This window comes from Streptomyces sp. NPDC055400 (assembly GCF_053644375.1).
On sequence record NZ_JBSHLM010000025.1, the window covers coordinates 38,747 to 57,701 of the forward strand.

Here is an 18,955-nt window from a genome sequence, read left to right on the forward strand (position 1 = left end):
GCCGCATGTATATGTCACCGGCGCCGTCGATAGTTTCGAACGATGGCACAGGCAGCGGGGGGAACGACGGCGACATACCGCGAGGTGCTCGGGGCGACCGGGGGACTGCTCCCGGTGATCTCGTTCCTGGGGCGGCTGCCGGTGGCGGTGATCCAGTTCGGCAGCGTCCTGCTGATCACCAGGACGAGCGGTTCCCTCGCGACCGGAGGGACCGTGGCCTGCGCGCTCGCGCTCGGACAGGTGGCCATGGGGCCCGTCGTCGGCCGGCTCGCCGACCGGCGCGGTCAGCGGAGCGTGGTCCTGTGCTGCTCGCTCCTGAACGCCGTCGCGATCGCCTGCTACACGCTCGGCGCCCTCGCGGGACTCCCGACGCCGCTCCTGGTGGCGCTCGGCGTGCTCGCCGGGGCCACGGTGCCGGGGATCGGTCCGCTGGCCAGGGCCCGGGGCGTCGCGCTCGTCCGCCGCGGGGGTGCGGACGAGCGCGTCGTGAACACCGTGCTGTCGCTGGAGAGCACCATGGACGAGCTGTCGTTCGTCCTGGGGCCCGCACTGATCGGCGTCGCGTCCTTCGTCGGCCACCCCGCGTACGCGTTCGGGGCCGCCGCTCTCCTGGTCGCCGCCTGCGGCACGGCGTTCGCGCTGCACCCGACGGCGACGGCGGTCCGGCCCGCGACGACGCCCGCCCCCAGGAAGCCGTGGGCCCGGCGCCCCCGCATGCCGCGCGAGGTCCGGCTCGTGCGCCTCGGCCTCGTCCTCCTCGGCATCCTTCTCGGCGGCTGCGGGGCCGGGATCACGGCGCTCACCCAGAAGCTCGGCCAGGAGGACCAGGCGGGCCTCGTCTACGCCGCCATGGGCGTCATGAGCGCCGTCGTCGGCCTGTCCATGGCCGCCGTGCCGGAGCGCTTCGGGCTCGCGCTGCGCTGGCGGGTCGCCACTGCCGCCGCCGCGCTCCTGTCCCTCCTGCTGATCGGCACGCAGAGCATGCCGGGCCTCTACGTGGCGGTGACCGTGTTCGGCGCCGTCTTCGCGCCGAACCTGATCACCGGCTTCGGACTCACCGAGCGCGCCGTGCCGGGCGAACGTCTCGCCGAAGGCATGACGTTCGCCGCGAGCGCCTTCGTCGGCGGGCAGGCCGTCACGCTCGCCGTGGCGGGCCGCCTCGCCGAGTCCCACGGCCCCGCCGCGGCTTTCACCGTGGGCAGCGTCGCCGCGGCCCTCGCGTTCGGCGTCGCACTCCTCGTAAAGAGCCCAGCGGAACCACGCGTCACGCCGGCCGCTGCAGCACCGTCAGGCTCCGGTCGAGGAGTGTGAGGCGGTCACCGGCCCGCACCTTCGCACCGGTCCCGAGCGGCACACCTTCGGGCAGCGCCGTGTCCACGACGACCTCCCACTGGCGCCCGTGATTGACGGGCACGAGGAACTCCAGCGCGTCGGGCGAGGCGTTGAACAGCAGCAGGAACGAGTCGTCCGAGATGCGCTCGCCCCGGGGGCCCGGCTCCGAGATCGCGTGCCCGTTCAGGAACACCGACAGGGCCCGCGCCTGGGCCGCGCCCCAGTCGTCCCGCGTCATCTCCTCGCCCTCCGGCGTGAACCAGGCGATGTCGGACAGCTCGTCGTGGGTGCCCTCGACCGGCCGCCCGTGGAAGAAGCGGCGCCTGCGGAACACCGGGTGGTCACGCCGCAGCCGCGCCATCGCGCGCGTGAAGGCCAGCAGGGCGTCCTGCTCGCCATCCTCGGGCCAGCGGACCCAGGCCAGCTTGCTGTCCAGGCAGTAGGCGTTGTTGTTGCCGTTCTGCGTGCGCCCCATCTCGTCCCCGTGGCTGAGCATCGGCACGCCCTGGGAGAGCATCAGCGTCGCGATGAAGTTGCGGATCTGACGGTTCCGCAGGCCGAGCACCTCGGGGTCGTCGCTGTCGCCCTCCACACCGCAGTTCCACGACCGGTTGTGGCTCTCCCCGTCACGGTTGCCCTCGCCGTTCGCCTCGTTGTGCTTCTCGTTGTACGAGACCAGGTCGCGCAGGGTGAAACCGTCGTGGCACGTGACGAAGTTGATGGAGGCGAGCGGACGGCGGCCGTCGTCCTGGTAGAGGTCGGACGAGCCGGTCAGCCGCCCGGCGAACTCGGCGAGGGTGCGCGGCTCGCCCCGCCACAGGTCCCGGACGGTGTCCCGGTACTTGCCGTTCCACTCCGTCCACAGCGGCGGGAAGTTGCCCACCTGGTAGCCGCCCTCGCCGACGTCCCACGGCTCGGCGATCAGCTTCACCTGGGAGACCACCGGGTCCTGCTGCACCAGGTCGAAGAACGACGACAGCCGGTCCACCTCGTGGAACTGCCGCGCCAGCGTGGCCGCCAGATCGAAGCGGAACCCGTCGACGTGCATCTCGGTGACCCAGTAGCGCAGCGAGTCCATGATCATCTGCAGGACGTGCGGCGACCGCATGAGCAGCGAGTTCCCGGTGCCCGTCGTGTCCATGTAGTAGCGGCGGTCGTCCGCCAGGCGGTAGTACGAGGCGTTGTCCAGGCCCCTGAAGGACAGCGTCGGGCCCAGGTGGTTGCCCTCCGCCGTGTGGTTGTAGACGACGTCGAGGATGACCTCGATCCCGGCCTCGTGCAGGGCCCGTACGGCCGATTTGAACTCCAGGACCTGCTGCCCGCGGTCGCCCCAGGAGGCGTAGGCGTTGTGGGGGGCGAAGAAGCCGATGGTGTTGTAGCCCCAGTAGTTGTTCAGGCCCATCTCCACCAGGCGGTGGTCGTTGACGAACTGATGGACCGGCATCAGTTCGAGAGCCGTCACGCCCAGCTCCGTGAGGTGATCCAGGATCGCCGGGTGGGCGAGCGCCGCGTAGGTGCCGCGCAGCTCGTCCGGGAGGGCCGGGTGCGTCATCGTGAGGCCCTTCACATGGGCCTCGTAGATCACCGTGTGGTGGTACTCGGTGCGCGGCGGACGGTCGTCGCCCCAGTCGAAGTAGGGGTTGACCACGACCGACGTCATCGTGTGCGGCGCAGAGTCCAGGTCGTTGCGCTTGTCGGGCGACCCGAAGGGATACCCGTACACCGCCTCGCCCCAGTCGATCTGGCCGCTGATCGCACGCGCGTACGGGTCGAGGAGCAGCTTCGAGGAGTTGCACCGCTGGCCCCGCTCCGGGGCGTACGGGCCGTGCGCGCGGAAGCCGTACCGCTGGCCCGGCATGATGCCGGGCAGATACGCGTGCCGCACAAAGGCGTCGGACTCCCGCAGCTCCACCGCGGTCTCCGACCCGTCGTCGTGCAGCAAGCACAGCTCTATGCGCCGGGCGGCCTCCGAGAAGACCGCGAAGTTGGTGCCGGCGCCGTCGTAGGTGGCACCGAGTGGATACGCCTGTCCAGGCCAGACCTGCATGGGTACGACTCTTCCACTTCCGGCCCGGATACCCCGGGCGACTTCGGCGAGAGTCTTCCCGAAAGTGACGGAACCACCTAGGAATTGGGCCCCTCTTACAGGAAGACCACGCATACCCGTCGCCCACAGGTGGGGCCGCGGGGACAACAGGGGGAAGATGTGCGAGAGCTCGCAAGACGCCATCTGGGGAAAATGATGGCGGGAGCGGCCGTCGCGGCCGCGGCGACCGCCGTGCTGCTGGGCGTGACCCTGCCGGGGGAGGCGGGCGCGGGTGACCAGGCCAAGGCCGGCTCCGCCCAGCAGGACGCGATCCCGAAGGACGGCGTGGTGGAGGCCGCGCCGCAGGAGGGCGAGAAGGGGGTCGGCAGGGACCCGCTCACCGACGACGAGATCAAGCGCGCCGAACAGCTCGCCGTCGCGAGCAACGGACTGCGCAGGAGCGCGCGGGACGTCGAGGGCGACCGGGGGCCGCAGCACCTGTCCACGAACCTCAGCGAGGTGGACCCGACGCAGAGCGGCCCGCGGGCGGCCGAGCGCCGCGCCGAGGTCGTCTTCTACGACTACAAGGCCGACACGGTCGTGACCAGGACCGTGAACCTCGACAGCGGCAAGGTCGAGAACACCGACACGGCGCACGGCGTGCAGCCGCCGCCGAGCCCCGGCGAGCTGCGGGAGGCCACCCAGCTCCTCATCGCGGACCCGCTCGGCGACGGCCTGAAGAAGGACTACGAGGACGCCACCGGCAAGCAGCTCACGGGCACGGACCAGCTGGAGCTGAGCGGCATGGTCTTCCGCAAGGAGACCGTCGCCCACGTCCCGTCCGGCCTCACCGCCTGCGGCGAGCACCGGTGCCTGCGCGTCGTCACCAAGGTCAGGAACGGGCCGTGGATCGACACCCGCGCCCTGGTCGTCGACCTCAGCGCGCGCACCGTCGGCCGCCTCGGCTGAGTCGCTCACGCCCGCCTCTCCTGCTTGAAGGAGTCATTCCGTATGCACGTCAACAGACTTCGGCGCGCCCGCGCCCGGGCCGCCGTCGCCCTCACGTCCCTCGCGCTGCTCGGCACCGCCGTCAGCGCCGCGGGCCCCGCCACCGCCGCCCCGCAGGCGCCCGCCGCCGCGGCCCCGGCCTGCAGCACCGCGTACAAGATCGAGCAGGTCCTCGACGGGGGCACGACCTGGCGCATGTGCTGGCACTACAACACGCTGTCCGGGCTCGTCCTCGACAACGTCAGCTACCAGCCCAAGGACGAGCCCAAGCCGATCGCCGTCCTCACCAGCGCCCGCCTCGCGCAGGTCCATGTCCCCTACGACGACGGTGAGAACGAGTACGACGACGTCACCGGCACCGACTTCGGGTACGCCCTGCAGAACCTGAAGCCCGGCGAGTGTCCCGGCGGCACCATCAAGACCGTCAAGGTGCCCGACCGGGGCAACGTGCAGGGCCTGTGCACCACCACGCGCGCTCGTGGGCACGCGTACCGGCTCAACGACGACGAGAGCACCGGCGGCAGTGGCAAGGTCTACACCGCCCAGGGCAAGGACCTCCTCGTCTACACGGTCAACAAGGCGTCCTGGTACGAGTACATCACCGAGTGGCGGTTCTCCTCGGACGGGACGATCACGTCGAACGTCGGCGCGACCGGCAGCATCTCCCCGTACGACTACAACGGCACGGACGGCAAGGGCTGGCCGATCGGCAAGGGCGCCCGGGCCTACGCCGAGAGCCACGCCCACAACGTCTTCTGGCGGCTCAACTTCGGCCTCGACGGCTCCTCCAAGAGCAAGGTCGAGCAGTACGACTCCAAGGTCACCGCGCCGAGCGGCAGCGGCAGCCCCACCACGAAGACCACCCGCACCCCCGTCACCAAGGAACTCGCCGGTGACGCGAAGGACATGCGCTGGTGGCGGGTCGTCAGCACCGCGGGCAAGAACAAGGACGGCCACCCCAGGTCCTACGAGTTCGTGCCCGGCCGCTCGGCCAAGTTCCCCGGCCGCTCGTTCACCAAGCACGACGTGTACTTCACCGAGTACAAGAAGTGCGAGCAGTACGCGAGCGACAACCCGGCCGGGCACTGCGGAGGCGCCAGCGTCGACAAGTGGGTCGGCGGACAGACGCTCACGCACCCGGTCACCTGGGTCAACATCGGGTTCCACCACATCGCCCGGGACGAGGACCAGCAGCCGATGCCGGTCCACTGGCAGGGCTTCTCACTGGCCCCCAGGGACGTGACCGCTATGAATCCGCTCACTCCCGCCGACCTCGCGGACCAGAACGGCGTGCCCAGAAACGGTAGTTGAGAAACTACCCTGCCCATCCGGCTGCACCGCCGACCGCTCCCGGAGTACCCTTCCTTGATCTTTGCTGGGGAGTGCTCGGGGGAGCGGAAGGCGGTGCGCGGGTGAGCTCGGGTGGGCTGGAGCTGCCCCCTGGTGACGCGGGTCACGAGGGGAGCTCCGCTGACGTCCCGCCCGGAGCGGTGTCCTTGGCGCGGCCGATGGACATGGGATCCCAGATCGGACCGGAGTCGGAGTTCGCCTGGGGCGCCGACGCCTGGAGCGAGGTCCGCACGCGCGCGCAGCGGGCCGGCCGCGCCTACATCTGGCTGAACCTGGTCGAACAGCGGCTGCGGGCCGTCGTGGCCGCGGTGCTGCGCCCCATCTACGAACCCGTCCACGGCGACGACTGGGTCGTGGCTGCCGCCGGGCCCGCCGGGCAGGAGTGGGTCCAGCGGGCCGTCGCCGTGCGCGAGGTCAGCCGCCGCAAGGGCTATCTGCTCGACCCGGCCGACGACAACGTCCTCAGCTTCCTCACCCTGCCGCAGCTGCGCGAGCTGATGGTGCAGCACTGGCCCTGCTTCGAGCCGTACTTCGACGACCGCCGCGACGTCGAACTCGCCCTCGACGAGCTCGAGGTGACGCGGAACGTCGTCTCGCGCAACCGCGCCCTGTCCGAGGCCGTCCTCGCCCAGGCCGAGCGCGCCTCCGGGCGGCTCCTGGAGATGCTCGGCGCGGGCTCGGACGTGCCGTCCGCCCGCAGGCTCCCTGTCGACGCCGTCGAGGAGCTCGTCGGCGACCGGTACGCCGACGTCGTGGGCGTGTACCCGGACCGGGTGCGGCTTCTCCGCCAGTTCCCGGCCGAGGACATCTTCGGCGGCGCGCGCCGCCTCGACGCCATCGGCATAGGCCTGAACATGCTGGTGCAGAACTTCTCGGGCCGCCGCCTCGTCCGGCTCGCCGAGTCCGGCTGCCGGGTGCGGCTGCTGTTCCTCAACCCCGCCTCCAGCGCCGTGAAGCGCAGGGAGCGCGAGCTGGGCCTCAAGCGCGGCGAGCTGAGCCGCGCCGTCGAGATGAACATCCTGCACATGCGCCGGGTGCGGGCCCGGCTGCGCGACCCGGGCGCGTTCGAGATCCAGGTCTACGACGAGACGCCGCGGTTCACCGCGTATCTGGTCGACGGCGACGGGGCGGACGGCGTCGGGGTCGTCCAGTCGTATCTGCGCCGGGCCAGGGGCATGGAGGCGCCGGTCCTCGTGCTGCGGGGGCCCGGACGCGTGGTGAAGGCGAACAGCCCCCGCGACGGGGAGGAAGCCGGACTTTTCCCCACGTATCGCGAAGAATTCGAGCTGGCCTGGACGGACGCCCGGCCCGTGTCCTGACCCCGCCGCACGACGAGGACGCCCCGGGAAGCACCACGCCCCCGGCCCGTTGTCAGTGCCCCATGTCATCGTGGTGGTCACTGGGGAGACACGGGGACGCACCATGAAGAAGGGGGCCGCGATGGGATGGCACCAGGAGCTGCTGGTCGGCTTCGACCTGGAGACCACGGGGACGGATCCGCGCGAGGCGCGCATCGTCACGGGCGCGGTGATAGAGGTCAAGGACGCGAGGCCGCTGGGACACCGGCAGTGGCTCGCGGACCCGGGGGTCGAGATCCCCGCCGACGCGGTCGCCGTGCACGGGATCAGCAATGAGAAGGCGGCGTCCGACGGCGAGCCGGCCGACCGGGTCGCGGACTCCATAGCCGAGACGCTCGTCGGGTACTGGCGTACGGGCGTGCCCGTCGTCGCGTACAACGCCGCGTTCGACCTGACCCTGCTCTCCGCCGAGCTGCGCCGCCACGGCCTGCCGTCGCTGCGGGAGCGGCTGGGCGGCATGGAACCCGCGCCCGTCATCGACCCGTACACGATCGACCGCTCGGTGGACCGCTACCGCAAGGGAAAGCGGAACCTCGAGGCGGTGTGCGCGGAGTACGGCGTGACGCTCGAATCCGCGCACGACGCCTCCGCCGACGCCCTCGCTGCCGCGCGCCTGGCGGCCGCGATAGCCGGCCGCCACCCGAAGGTCGCCTCCCTCGGACCGGCCCGGCTGCACGAATCCCAGATCGAGTGGTACGCGCAGTGGGCGGCGGACTTCCAGTCCTTCCTGCGCCGCAAGGGCGACGCACAGGCCGTGGTCGAGGCGGCGTGGCCGATGCGGGAGCTGACGGGGCCCGGGGCCTGAGTGGTGGGGCGGGGGGCTTCACGGAGCCACCGGCCCGGGGGCCGGTGAAGCCGTGAAGATCCTGCCGCCGCCGGGCCGTTCTACACGGCCACCCGCCTCCACTGCTGCGACGCCGCGCCCGTGTACGTCTGCTGGACGACCGCCGTGCCCGTCGCCGTGGAACCGCCTGCCGTGCCGAGGGACTTGCCCGTGCGGACGCACACCAGGCGGACGTGGCCACCGTCCGTGGACTCCGCGCGCCAGTGCTGGTTGTCCGCGCCGGTGGCCCGGTACTGGACGATCGGGGCGTTCTCCGTGGCCTGGCCGCCGCTGACGTCCGCCGTCAGGCCGGATTGCACGTTGGTCAGGCGGTCGCCGCCGTCCAGGGCCTGCGCGAACTTCCACTGCTGCGACGCGCCGCCCGTGCGCGCGCCCAGGACCAGCGGCGCGGACTCGGCGGTCCCCGACACCTCGATCGTCATGCCGCTGTCGGCCCGGTTGACGAGTACGTAGCGCTGCGACGCGTACGAGGGGGCCAGGGTGATGCTCGCACCCGGCCTCAGGCTGACGTCCTTCGTCCAGGAGCCGGCCCGTACGCGGGTGGTGCGGCCGCCGGTCGAGGTGAGCCGGAGCTTCGTCGCCACGCCGTCCTTCCACTCCAGGTCGGCCGTGAACCCGCCGCGCACGCCGATGCCGGTGACCTTGCCCGACGCGCCCCACGCGACCGGCAGGGCGGGCAGGAGTTCGACGAGGCCGGGGCGGGAGTAGACGAGCATCTCGATCACGGCGGCCGTCGTGCCGAAGTTGGCGTCGATCTGGAAGACCGAGCTGTCGCCGCCCAGTTGGTACATGTCGAAGAAGTTGGGCGCGGTGCCGTTGCTGTGGTTCACGGAGGGCCGCAGCACCGTTCCGACGAGCTGGTACGCCTTCTCCGCGTCCTTCATCCGCGCCCAGCACAGGGCGCGCCACGCGCAGCCCCAGCCGTAGGTGTCCATGCCGCGGGCCGTGAGGCCCTTGTCGACGCCGACGAGGATGGCGTGCGGGCTGCGGTCGCGGCTGACGCGGTCGCCGGGGAACAGTCCGACGAGGTGGGAGAGGTGCCGGTGCTGCGTCTCGCCGAGGTTCGCGCCGCCCATCCACTCCTCCAGCCATCCGGTGGTGGGGCTGACGCGCGGCAGGTACAGCCTGTCCTGGAGGGCGGCGACGCGGCGGGCGTACGCCATGGAGGTGCCGAGGGCCGCCGTGGCGGTGCGGAAGTTCTCGAAGAGCTGCCAGACCAGCTCCTGGGCGTACGTGATGCCGCGAGCGTCGGTCGGGCCGTGCTCCGGCGACCAGTCGTGGTCGTCGACGAGCACCTCGACGTCGGCCCCGGTCCCCGGGTCCTTCACCGTCGTCGTGACGAGCCGCTTCTCCCAGAACGCGCAGGCCCCCTCCAGGAGCGGCAGGATCTTCGCCAGGTAGCGCCGGTCGAGGGTGAACTCGTAGTGCTCGAAGAGGGAGTTGCACAGCCAGGCGTTGCCCGCCGGGTGCCACCACCAGCCGGGGCCGCCCCTGGTGTTGGTGGAGATCGCCGTGGTCCACCCTGCGATCTCGCCGCTCGTGTTGCGGAAGCCGTTGCGCGGGTCGTTGAACAGCTCGCGGGTGCGCTTCTCCCAGTGCGGGACCTGGGCGAGGCAGTAGTCGGCGAGCGCGTCGAAGCAGTCGGGCAGGCCGGTCCTGTCGGTGGGCCAGTAGTTCATCTGGAGGTTGATGTCGGTGTGGTAGTCCGCCATCCACGCCGGGTCGTTCCGGTCGATCCACAGGCCCTGGAGGTTGAGCGGCAGCGAGGAGCGAGATCCGCACACGGTGAGGTAGCGGCCGAACTGGACGTACGACGCCTCGAGTTCGGGGTCGGGGCGGCCACCGGAGGCCTGCCGGGCCAGGAGTCGCTTGTCGGTGTCCAGGGCCCGCTGCGCGGCGGTGGACGCGCCCAGGTCGACGCTCATGGTGTCGAACAGGGCGCGGTGGTCGGCGACGTGGGCGGCGAGGAGACGGGTCGCGCCGGCTTTCGCCGCGGCGGCGGTCCGCGCGGCGGCGGTGGCGTGCGGGTCGGCGTCGTGGTCGATGAACCCGTCGGCGTCGGGGGAGTAGGAGGTGCCGCCGCTCAGGACGAGGAGCACCTTGTCGCAGCCCTCGAAGGTGACCGAGGAGCCGCTCGCGCCGACCGTGCCGCCGTCGTGCGTCGCGGCCCGTGCGACAGCGGCGTAGGCGAGGCCGTTGTCGAGTTTCGCGGCCAAGCCGGCCGAGGCGGTGGCGGGGGCCACGGTGATGGGCTCGCCGCGTGTCCCGGTCAGCGCGAGGCGTCCGCTCCAGGTGCCGCCCCCTACGCGTGTGAGCCGGACGACGATCACGTCGTCGGGGTGACTGCAGAAGATCTCCCGGCGGTAGCGGGTGCCACCGACCTCGTACTCCACCGTCGTCAGGCCGTTGCTGAGGTCGAGGCGGCGCCGGTAGCCGCTCACGGCGGACGGGTCGTGCCCCGGCACCTCCAGATACGCCTTGACGAGGACGCCGTACGAGCCGAAGTGGGCGGTGTCGTAAGGGAACTGGCCGTCCGACTCCAGTGCGTCGTTCGCCCCGCCCGTCCACAGGGTGACGTCCGAGACGGACAGGACCTCGCGGGACGGGTGCCCGGACACGACGGCCCCGAGGCGGCCGTTGCCGATCGGCAGCCCCTCCCGCATGAGCTGGTCCTCGGCGGCCGGGGACCCGTACCGCAGTGCGAGCGCGTCGGCCTCGGGGACCAGGCGTGGCGCGGCCGGGCGCCCGCCGGGTCTCGGCGCCGCCTGCGCCGTGAAAGCGGGGACCTGGCTCAGGGCCAGGAGAGATCCGATGGCTGAGCCGAATTTGAGAACGGAGCGGCGGGAGACGGCGAAGCCGGGTTCAGGATGTGCGGGCATCAGGTCCTCCAGGCAAGGGTCGGTCAACTCCGCCGTACCTTGCTCCAGGACTCCACCGCGGGAAAGAGATCGGATGAATTCAGCGCGAAAGTCCAACAACTCCTGCGCGGCAGTCCAACCGCCGTCTCGCGAGCGGGAGTTCAGCCGTCCACGCCCGAGCTGAGGTTCGGTCACCCGCCGGGAACGGCACCCGTCAGAACGGGTACCAGCGCACCGTCGGATCCCCGTCCCGCAGGGACGCCACCCTGCGCTCGAACTCCGCGAGCGCCTTGGGGTTGGTCGGCGCGTGCTGGGCGACCCACGCGCAGCTCGCCGTCTCACGCGCGCCGCGCAGCACGGCGCACCCGTCCCACTCCCGCACGTCCCAGCCGTACGTCCGCGTGAACGCGTCGTACGCCTCGGGGTCGAGCCCGTACCGGTCGCGGGAGAGCGCCATGACGACCAGGTCGTGCTCGCGCAGGTCGCAGGAGAACGTCTCCAGGTCGACGAGGACGGGTCCGTCGGGGCCGATGTGCACATTGCGCGGCAGCGCGTCCCCATGGATCGGGCCCGGCGTCAGGTGGGGGACGAGCCCCGCTGCCGCGTCCGCGAAGCCGTCGCGCCGTTCGCGCAGATACGCGGCGTCGGCGGGGTCGATCGCGTCGCCGGCGAGCCGCAGCCACCGCTCGACGCCGCCGAGCAGCTCGCGGCGCGGCAGCGCGAAGGGCGGGGCGGGCAGGGCGTGTACGAGGCGGAGCAGCTCGGCCAGGTCGCGCGGCTCGGCGGGGCGCAGCGCGGCCGGAACGCGGTGCCACAGCGTCACCGGGTGACCGTCCACGAGGAGCGGCTCGGGCTCGACGGCCCGTACGGCCGGCACGCCCTGGCCGGCGAGCCAGCCCGCGACGGCGAGCTCGCGCCGGGCCCGCTCCAGGAGCTCGGGGTCGCGGCCCACCTTGACCACCAGGTCGCCGAGCGCGAACACGGCGTTCTCGCCGAGCGCGAGCAGCTCGGCCTCCGGCCCGCCGCCCCCCGGCCCACCGTCCCGCTGTCCGCCGAGGATCCCCGCCGCCGCGAGCACCTTCCGCGCCTGCGCCTCGTCCATCACTTGCCTCCCGCCGATCCCTTGGTCCGGGCCCAGTCTCGCACCCGTTCCACGTGCGCATACGGCCCGGTCCACGCCGTAACGGACAACGTCGTGCGCACCGGCTTGACGCGTAACGGGTCCCTCAGCACGATGACGGAGGCCGCCGGGGCGGCCGGTGCCGTACCCAGTCGCCCGAAGGAGCCGGACACGTGACATTGGCGACCGCAACGACGCGGACGGGGAAGCGCGCGCCAGGGCCACCGGGCGGTGGGCGCCCGGCGGACCGCGGCGCCGCCTGGTTCCTGGTCCTGCCCGCCCTCATCCCGATCCTCGTGCTCAGCGTCGGGCCCCTCCTCTACGGCATCGCGCTGGCGTTCACCGACTCGCAGGCCGGCCGCACGGCGCCGACCCAGTGGGTGGGCGGGCTCAACTTCCAGGACCTGCTGCACGACACGCTGTTCTGGGACTCGTTCCGGATCGGCCTGCTGTGGGCGGTCGGGGTGACCGTCCCTCAGTTCCTGCTCGCGCTGGGCCTCGCGCTCCTGCTCAACCAGAACCTCCGCTTCCGCTGGCTGGCGCGGGCGCTCGCGATCATTCCCTGGGCCATGCCCGAGGTGGTCGTCGGCATCATGTGGCGCCTCGTCTACAACCCCGACGCGGGCATCCTCAACGAGACCGTCCGCAACCTCGGCCTCGGTGACGGGCGCGACTGGCTCACCGGCCTGGCGACCGCGCTGCCCGCCGTGATCGTCGTCGGCATCTGGGCGGGCATGCCGCAGACCACCGTGGCCCTGCTGGCCGGGCTCCAGAACACCTCGCCCGAACTCCACGAGGCCGCCGCGCTCGACGGCGCGGGCGCCTGGGGCCGCTTCCGCGCCGTGACCTGGCCCGCGCTCAGGCCGGTCGCGCTCGCCATCACCGCGCTCAACTTCATCTGGAACTTCAACTCGTTCGCCCTGGTCTACGTCCTGACCAACGGAGGCCCGGGCGGCCGGACCCGCCTGCCCATGCTCTTCGCCTACGAAGAGGCCTTCCGCTACGGCCAGTTCGGCTACGCGGCGGCGATGGGCTGCGTGATGGTCGCGGTCATCTCGGTCATCCTCGCCTTCTATCTCGTGGGCCGGCTCAAGGGAGGCGACGAGCAGTGAGCCGTACCCGGACAGGCATCCGGCCGAGCAGGCCGGCGCGCGCGGGCCAGTACCTCGCGCTGCTCGCCTATCTCGTCTTCCTCGCGTTCCCGTTCCTGTGGCTGATCTCCACGGCGTTCAAGCCGCCCCGCGAACTCGCCAGCCTGCACCCCACGTGGATCCCCAAGGACCCCACGCTCGCCAACTTCCGCCAGGCCTTCGACGAACAGCCCCTCCTGAGGGCCGCCGCCAACTCCGTGATCGTCGCGGTCTGCGCGGCCCTGATCGCCGTCGTCATCGCGACCCCGATGGCCTACGTGATGGCCCGCCACCGCTCCCTGCTGTCCCGCGCGGCGACGGGCTGGGTGGTGGTCAGCCAGGCGTTCCCGTTCGTCCTGCTGATCATCCCGCTCTTCCTGGTCCTGAAGAACCTGCACCTGATCAACTCGCTGCCCGGCCTGATCATGGTCTACATCGTGTGGTCACTGCCCTTCGCGCTGTGGATGCTGGTCGGCTACGTCCGGGCCGTGCCGCCCGAACTGGAGGAGGCGGCCGCCGTCGACGGAGCCGGAAAGCTGCGCACGCTCGTGTCCGTCACGGCGCCGCTGCTCGCGCCGGGCCTGGTGGCGACGGGCCTGTTCGCGTTCATCACCGCGTGGAACGAGTTCTTCTTCGCGCTCGTCCTGATGAAGACCCCGGAGAGGCAGACGCTGCCGGTGATCCTGACCCACTTCCTCGGCGCCGAGGGCGTCGCCGACCTCGGGCCGCTGGCCGCCGCCGCGTTCCTCGCCACCCTGCCCTCACTGGTGATCTTCGCGCTCATCCAGCGCAGACTCACCGGCGGGATGCTGGCCGGGGCGGTGAAGTCATGAGGCGTGTACGCCGGCTGGCCGCCGTCGCCGCGGCCGTGGCCCTGCTGGTCACCGGCTGTTCCTCGGGCGGAACGGCCGACGACGGCAAGGTCACTCTCGAATTCCAGTCCCTCGCCTGGCAGAAGGAGTCCGTCGACGCCAACAAGCAGCTCGTGAAGGAGTGGAACGCGGCGCACCCGGACATCCAGGTCAGGTACGTCCAGGGCAGCTGGGACAGCGTCCACGACCAGCTGCTGACCTCCTTCGAGGGTGGGGAGGCGCCGGACGTCATCCATGACGCCTCGGACGACCTCGCGGACTTCGCGTACGGCGGCTACCTCGCCGATCTGCGGGATCTGCTGCCCGCCCGTCTCAAGTCCGACATCCCGCAGCACAGTTGGGAGACCGCGACCTTCGGTGACGGCGTCTACGGCGTGCCGTTCCTCCAGGAGCCGCGCGTCCTCATCGCCAACGCGAAGATCCTCAAGGCGGCGGGCGTGCGCATCCCCACACCCGCGAAGCCCTGGTCCTGGGAGGAGTTCAGGGCCGTCACGAAGAAGCTGAGCGGCGACAAGAAGTTCGGCGTGGCGTGGCCGCTGAAGGAGCCCGTCTCGGCGACCCTCAACCTCTCCCTCTCGGCCGGCGGGCGCATGTTCCACCGCGGCCCGGACGGCCAGGTGACGGTCCGCTTCGACCCCGCGGACCAGGTCGTGCCCCGCACCGTCCACGACCAGGTCAACACCGACGGCAGCGCCTCGGGCGCGACGCTCGGCATGGGCGGCTCGGACACGCTTCCCGGTTTCTTCGCGGGCAAGTACGCGATGGTCCCGCTCGGCTTCTCCTATCGGCAGCAGATCGTCCAGCAGGCGCCGAAGGGCTTCGACTGGCAGGTGCTCCCGGCGCCCGCGGGACGTGACGGTCTGGCTCAGGGAGTGTCCCCGCAGACCCTGTCCGTCGCCGAGGACAGCCCGCACAAGAAGGAGGCGGCCCAGTTCATCGACTTCCTGCTGCGGCCGCGGAACATGGTGCGCCTCGCGCTCGGCGACTGGATGCTGCCCACCGGTACCGAGGCCCTGAAGGACCCGGCCCTGCGCACGGAGAAGAACGACTGGGCGACCGGCACGGCCCTCGCCGGTGACCTCCGCTCGGCCCCGGCGCAGTCGGTGCGCGGCTACGCGGAGTGGAAGGACAAGGTCGCGACGCCCGCGCTGCAGGAGTACTACAGCGGCTCGATCGGCCTCGGTGAACTGCGCGACCGGCTGGTGAAGGACGGGAATCTGGTGCTCGCGAGGTATCAGAGGTAGGGCGGGACACCAGAAGGGGGTCACATGTCGAGGACGAGGCGTGGGCCCCGGCAGCGCGAGACGCAGATCATCAGCGTCTCGCCCGCCGCCCGCTCCTCGGCGGTGAGCACGGAGTCCCGGTGGTCCGCCGTGCCCTCCACGATGTCGGTCTCGCAGGTCCCGCAGGTGCCTTCCGCGCAGGAGTACAGCACCTCGATCCCCGCCTCCCGCACCGTGTGCAGGATGCTGCGGCCGGGCGGCACGGTCAGGGTGCGGCCGGAGCGCCGCAGCTCCACCTCGAAGGCGTGGTCCGTGCCGTCGGCGCCGTCCGGTCCGTCCTGCGCGGGACGGAAGCGCTCGGTGTGCGCGGGGCCCCGGGCCTCGACGGCGTCGAGGAGGGGTCCCGGGCCGCAGCAGTAGACCAGGGTGCCGTCGCCGCCCGTGTCCGGCGGGCCGAGATACCCGTCGAGGTCGAGGAGCCCCGTCTCGTCCTCCGGCGCGACGCGCACCTTCTCGCCGTAGGCGGAGAGTCGATCGAGGAACGCCATCGACTCGCGCGACCGCCCGCCGTACAGCAGGCTCCACTCGGCGCCCGCCGCTTCGGCGGCGGTCACCATCGGGAGGATCGGGGTGATCCCGATGCCGCCCGCCACGAAGCGGTAGCCCGGTGCCTCACGGAGCGGGAAGTGGTTGCGCGGTCCCCGGACGCGGACGACCGCGCCCGGGGTCAGCTTCTCGTGCACGTAGGCCGATCCGCCGCGTCCGCACGGTTCGTGGAGGACCGCGACGGTCCAGGCGGTGCGATCGGCGGGGTCTCCGCACAACGAGTACGGGCGGACCAGCTCGTCCGTGAGGACCAGGTCCACGTGGGCACCCGGCTCCCAGGCGGGCAGCGGGTCGGCCTCGGGGTGACGGAGCGTCAAGGAGATGACACCGGTGGCCTCTTCGGTGCGCGCGGCGACGACGAGGTCGGCTTCGTAGGGCGGGGTCACCGGTCGTCCTCCGGGTGATCGGGGTGGGACAGCATCCACTGCCACATCAATACGGGGTCCTGCGTGTCGTGCTCGGCCCCGCAGTGGCAGATGCCGTGCAGTTCGTCGGTGCCGGGGACCCAGTCGACGCGGTACACCTCGGCGGTGGGCGGGCGGCTCATCGCGCGACGGTGTCGGGGGTCGCGGACCGGTCGCCCCCGGCGGCGAGGCGGGCCAGGATGCGGCGGGCGGCGAGGCCGCCCGTGTCGATGTTGATGCTGAGTTCCTGGTAGCCGGCGGGCTCGGTGTCCAGGGTCTTCTGGAGCAGGTTCAGCGCGTTCACGTCCTGCATGACGACCTCGTGGTTGAAGTCGCGCAGGAACGTGGACATCTCCTCGTCGCCGTGGCCGAAGTCGCGGGAGACGGCCCAGAAGTCGTAGACCTGGTTTCGCGTGGACGGTGTGATCGCGTAGGTGATCTCCACGTGGAAGGCGTCCGGGTCGGTGCCGTCCGGGTTCGGCAGGACGCCCTGGGGGGCGATGCGGCTGTGCAGCAGGTACAGGCACGGGGCGTGGTACTCGATGTCCTGCCAGCGGGTGATGCGGCCCTTGATACCGGTGGAGTTCGCGTAGAACGGCGGACACTCGGCGTCGTCCATGTGCCGGCTGACGCGGACGATGCCGGCGCCCTCGTCGACCTCGGTCGTCATGGGGGTGTCGGCGACCTCGGGCGTGCCGATGTAGCCGCCGTGCAGATACGTCTCGTGGGAGAGGTCCATCAGGTTGTCGACCAGCAGGACGTAGTCGGCGTCGATGGGCTCCATGCCGCCGACCGTCGTCCAGTGCGCGGAGTCGGCCAGGTGCGGGGCCCGCGGGATCGTCGTCCGGTCGGCCAGCGCCGGGTCGCCGATCCACACCCACACGAACGAGTCCAGCTCGGCCACGGGGTACGAACTCACCCTGGCGGTACGGGGGACGCGCTTCTGTCCGGGGACGTACACGCAGGTGCCGGTCGTGTCGTAGGTGAAGCCGTGGTAGCCGCAGACCACCTTGTCGCCGTCGAGCCGGCTCTGCGAGAGCGGGAAGCGGCGGTGCACGCAGCGGTCGGCCAGGGCGACGACCTCACCCGTGTCCTCGGTCCGGTAGAAGGCGATCGGCTCGCCGAGGACGGTGCGGGCGAGGAGTTCCCGCCCGACCTCCGTCCCGTACGCCGCTACATACCACTGGTTCCGTGCGAACTCGGACATGGCACTCCCGTCCCTGAAGGGCGAAGCGGCTCTGCTTCGCCGTGCCGTGGTGTGCCACCAGCGTCGTGACGGGGCCGGACCCCGGCAACGGCACTTCCGCCGGGCGGAAGCCGGAGAATGTCGGACGTCTCTAATCATTGACCTCCACAATTATTGAGCTCTACATTCCACGCATTCGCCGGCACTCCCCGGCGGCACCTCCGCACTCCCTCGGAACTCTCCCGGAACTCCCGCAGAACGGAGCGCCTCATCGTGCCCGCACCCTTGCCCCGCACCCTCGCCGCGCTCGGCGCCGCGCTGGCTCTCACCCTCGCGGCCCCGGCCGCCGCCGAGGCCGGCACCGCGCCGGCGGCCCGGCACCTGACCGGAACCCTGGCCGACGGCGCAACGTGGATCGCGGACGTCCCCGCCCAATGGAACGGCACCCTCGTCCTCTTCTCCCACGGCTTCGGGCCGACCGTCGCCCAGAACGCGCCCAGCCCGGAGGTGCACGCCCAACTCCTCGCCGAGGGCTATGCGTTGGCGGGATCCTCCTACGATCCGCACGGCTCCAATTGGGCCCTCGAGAGCGCCGAGCGCGATCAGTTCGCCACGCTCGACGCGTTCGGCGCCGCAGTGGCCCGCCCGGCGCGCACGCTCTCCGTGGGCCAGTCGATGGGCGGTCTCGTCAACGCCCGGATCGCCCGCGACGGGGCCGGCCGTGTCGACGCGGCGCTCGGCATGTGCGGCCTGGTCGCCGGCGGCACGGACCTCGACACCTATCAGCTCAACGCGGAGTACACCCTCGCCAGGCTGCTGCTGCCGGGCCAGGAGGTCCAGCTCACCGGATTCGCCGACGCCGCCGCGGCCTCCGCCACCGCCGACCGGCTCACCGCGGCCGTCAAGGCCGCACAGGGCACGGCGCAGGGCCGGGCCCGGATCGCGCTCGCCGCCGCCTATCTCAACCTGCCCGCCTGGTCGTCCGGCGAGAAGCCGCCCGCCCCGCACGACGCGGCGGCGCAGGAGGAGCAGCAGTACGCGTGGCTGGCCCAGGGCCTGCTGACGTTCATCGAGGGCGGCCGGTACGCGATGGAGCAGTCGGTGGGCGGCAACAACTCGGGGAACGCCGGCACCGACTACGCCGCCCTGCTGGCCCGCTCCGAACACGCCCCGCAGGTACGGGAGTTGTATCGCGCCGCGGGACTCGATCTGCGCGCCGACCTCGCCGTGCTCGCCGCGGGGCCGAGGACCGTGGCCGACCCGGCCGCGGTGGCCGCCGCGCGGCGCACCTCGTCGGCGGGGCAGGGCCTCGGCGTACCGCTGCTCGACGTGCACACGGTCGCCGACAACCTCGTGCCCGTGGAGCAGGAGAACGCGTTCGCCGACCGGGTGCGGGCGGCCGGGGACGGGGCCCTGCTGAGGCAGGCGTATGTCGCGCGCCCCGGGCACTGCACCTTCAGCACCGCGGAGACCGTCGCCGCGGTGCACGCCATCGACCGCAGGGCCGCCCTCGGACGCTGGGACGGCGCCGAGCGGCCCGCAGCCCTGCAGCGCGCGGCGCTCGGCCTGCGCCTTGGGGGCGCCGCGTATGTCCCGTACCGGCCGGGCGAGTTGAACGGCGCGGCCCGCTCCCACTGA

15 protein-coding genes are annotated in these 18,955 nt (G+C 71.8%); 9 read left to right on the forward strand and 6 right to left on the reverse strand.

Annotated elements, in window-relative coordinates; genetic code table 11:
* Positions 1–42 precede the first annotated feature (42 nt).
* Entirely contained in the window at positions 43–1,311 is a 1,269-nt protein-coding gene (locus ACWIGU_RS43365; protein WP_454407402.1) for an MFS transporter, read from the forward strand.
* On the opposite strand, the gene glgX is transcribed toward ACWIGU_RS43365, so the two are convergent.
* A complete protein-coding gene (gene glgX / locus ACWIGU_RS43370) occupies positions 1,265–3,379 on the reverse strand; it encodes a glycogen debranching protein GlgX (protein WP_454407403.1) in 2,115 nt (704 codons plus the stop codon). The two genes, ACWIGU_RS43365 and glgX, sit on opposite strands and share 47 nt — an antisense overlap.
* 159 nt (positions 3,380–3,538) lie before the next feature.
* Here glgX and ACWIGU_RS43375 point away from each other — a divergent pair, with 159 nt between their 5' ends.
* The 4 genes from ACWIGU_RS43375 to ACWIGU_RS43390 all read left to right on the forward strand — a co-directional run bounded on the left by ACWIGU_RS43375 (position 3,539) and on the right by ACWIGU_RS43390 (position 7,879).
* Complete coding sequence (locus ACWIGU_RS43375) at positions 3,539–4,327, forward strand: Tat pathway signal sequence domain protein (RefSeq protein WP_454407404.1); 789 nt, start codon at positions 3,539–3,541, stop codon at positions 4,325–4,327.
* Between the two features lie 42 nt (positions 4,328–4,369).
* The gene (locus ACWIGU_RS43380) at positions 4,370–5,677 is read left to right on the forward strand and encodes a copper amine oxidase (RefSeq protein WP_454407405.1); all 1,308 of its coding nucleotides are present in this window, start codon (positions 4,370–4,372) and stop codon (positions 5,675–5,677) included.
* A 101-nt stretch (positions 5,678–5,778) separates the two neighbouring features.
* Entirely contained in the window at positions 5,779–7,035 is a 1,257-nt protein-coding gene (locus ACWIGU_RS43385; RefSeq protein WP_454407406.1) for an SAV2148 family HEPN domain-containing protein, read from the forward strand.
* Between the two features lie 121 nt (positions 7,036–7,156).
* Positions 7,157–7,879: an exonuclease domain-containing protein gene (locus tag ACWIGU_RS43390; RefSeq protein WP_454407431.1), complete on the forward strand. Its 723-nt coding sequence runs from the start codon at positions 7,157–7,159 to the stop codon at positions 7,877–7,879.
* An 80-nt stretch (positions 7,880–7,959) separates the two neighbouring features.
* Here ACWIGU_RS43390 and ACWIGU_RS43395 read toward each other — a convergent pair whose 3' ends face one another.
* Together ACWIGU_RS43395 and ACWIGU_RS43400 are read right to left on the reverse strand one after the other, a co-directional pair.
* Positions 7,960–10,797: a glycosyl hydrolase family 95 catalytic domain-containing protein gene (locus tag ACWIGU_RS43395; protein WP_454407407.1), complete on the reverse strand. Its 2,838-nt coding sequence runs from the start codon at positions 10,795–10,797 to the stop codon at positions 7,960–7,962.
* Positions 10,798–10,990: 193 nt separating this feature from the next.
* Complete coding sequence (locus ACWIGU_RS43400; protein WP_454407408.1) at positions 10,991–11,878, reverse strand: phosphotransferase enzyme family protein; 888 nt, start codon at positions 11,876–11,878, stop codon at positions 10,991–10,993.
* A 191-nt stretch (positions 11,879–12,069) separates the two neighbouring features.
* Between ACWIGU_RS43400 and ACWIGU_RS43405 the strand changes: the two genes are divergently transcribed.
* The 3 genes from ACWIGU_RS43405 to ACWIGU_RS43415 are packed head-to-tail and all read left to right on the forward strand — an operon-like array spanning position 12,070 to position 15,142.
* Positions 12,070–13,008 (forward strand): carbohydrate ABC transporter permease, encoded by a 939-nt coding sequence (locus ACWIGU_RS43405; RefSeq protein WP_454407410.1) that lies wholly within the window; start codon positions 12,070–12,072, stop codon positions 13,006–13,008.
* A 17-nt stretch (positions 13,009–13,025) separates the two neighbouring features.
* The gene (locus ACWIGU_RS43410) at positions 13,026–13,859 is read left to right on the forward strand and encodes a carbohydrate ABC transporter permease (protein ID WP_454407432.1); all 834 of its coding nucleotides are present in this window, start codon (positions 13,026–13,028) and stop codon (positions 13,857–13,859) included.
* On the forward strand, positions 13,856–15,142 hold the full coding sequence (locus tag ACWIGU_RS43415; protein WP_454407411.1) for an ABC transporter substrate-binding protein: 1,287 nt from the start codon (positions 13,856–13,858) through the stop codon (positions 15,140–15,142). Before ACWIGU_RS43410 ends, ACWIGU_RS43415 begins: the two co-directional genes overlap by 4 nt.
* Before the next feature lie 20 nt (positions 15,143–15,162).
* On the opposite strand, the gene ACWIGU_RS43420 is transcribed toward ACWIGU_RS43415, so the two are convergent.
* The 3 genes from ACWIGU_RS43420 to ACWIGU_RS43430 are packed head-to-tail and all read right to left on the reverse strand — an operon-like array spanning position 15,163 to position 17,338.
* Positions 15,163–16,113 (reverse strand): PDR/VanB family oxidoreductase, encoded by a 951-nt coding sequence (locus ACWIGU_RS43420; protein WP_454407412.1) that lies wholly within the window; start codon positions 16,111–16,113, stop codon positions 15,163–15,165.
* Positions 16,110–16,274 (reverse strand): hypothetical protein, encoded by a 165-nt coding sequence (locus tag ACWIGU_RS43425; RefSeq protein ID WP_356279430.1) that lies wholly within the window; start codon positions 16,272–16,274, stop codon positions 16,110–16,112. Before ACWIGU_RS43425 ends, ACWIGU_RS43420 begins: the two co-directional genes overlap by 4 nt.
* A complete protein-coding gene (locus tag ACWIGU_RS43430) occupies positions 16,271–17,338 on the reverse strand; it encodes a Rieske 2Fe-2S domain-containing protein (RefSeq protein ID WP_454407413.1) in 1,068 nt (355 codons plus the stop codon). Before ACWIGU_RS43430 ends, ACWIGU_RS43425 begins: the two co-directional genes overlap by 4 nt.
* Before the next feature lie 252 nt (positions 17,339–17,590).
* Between ACWIGU_RS43430 and ACWIGU_RS43435 the strand changes: the two genes are divergently transcribed.
* A complete protein-coding gene (locus ACWIGU_RS43435; RefSeq protein WP_454407414.1) occupies positions 17,591–18,955 on the forward strand; it encodes an alpha/beta hydrolase in 1,365 nt (454 codons plus the stop codon).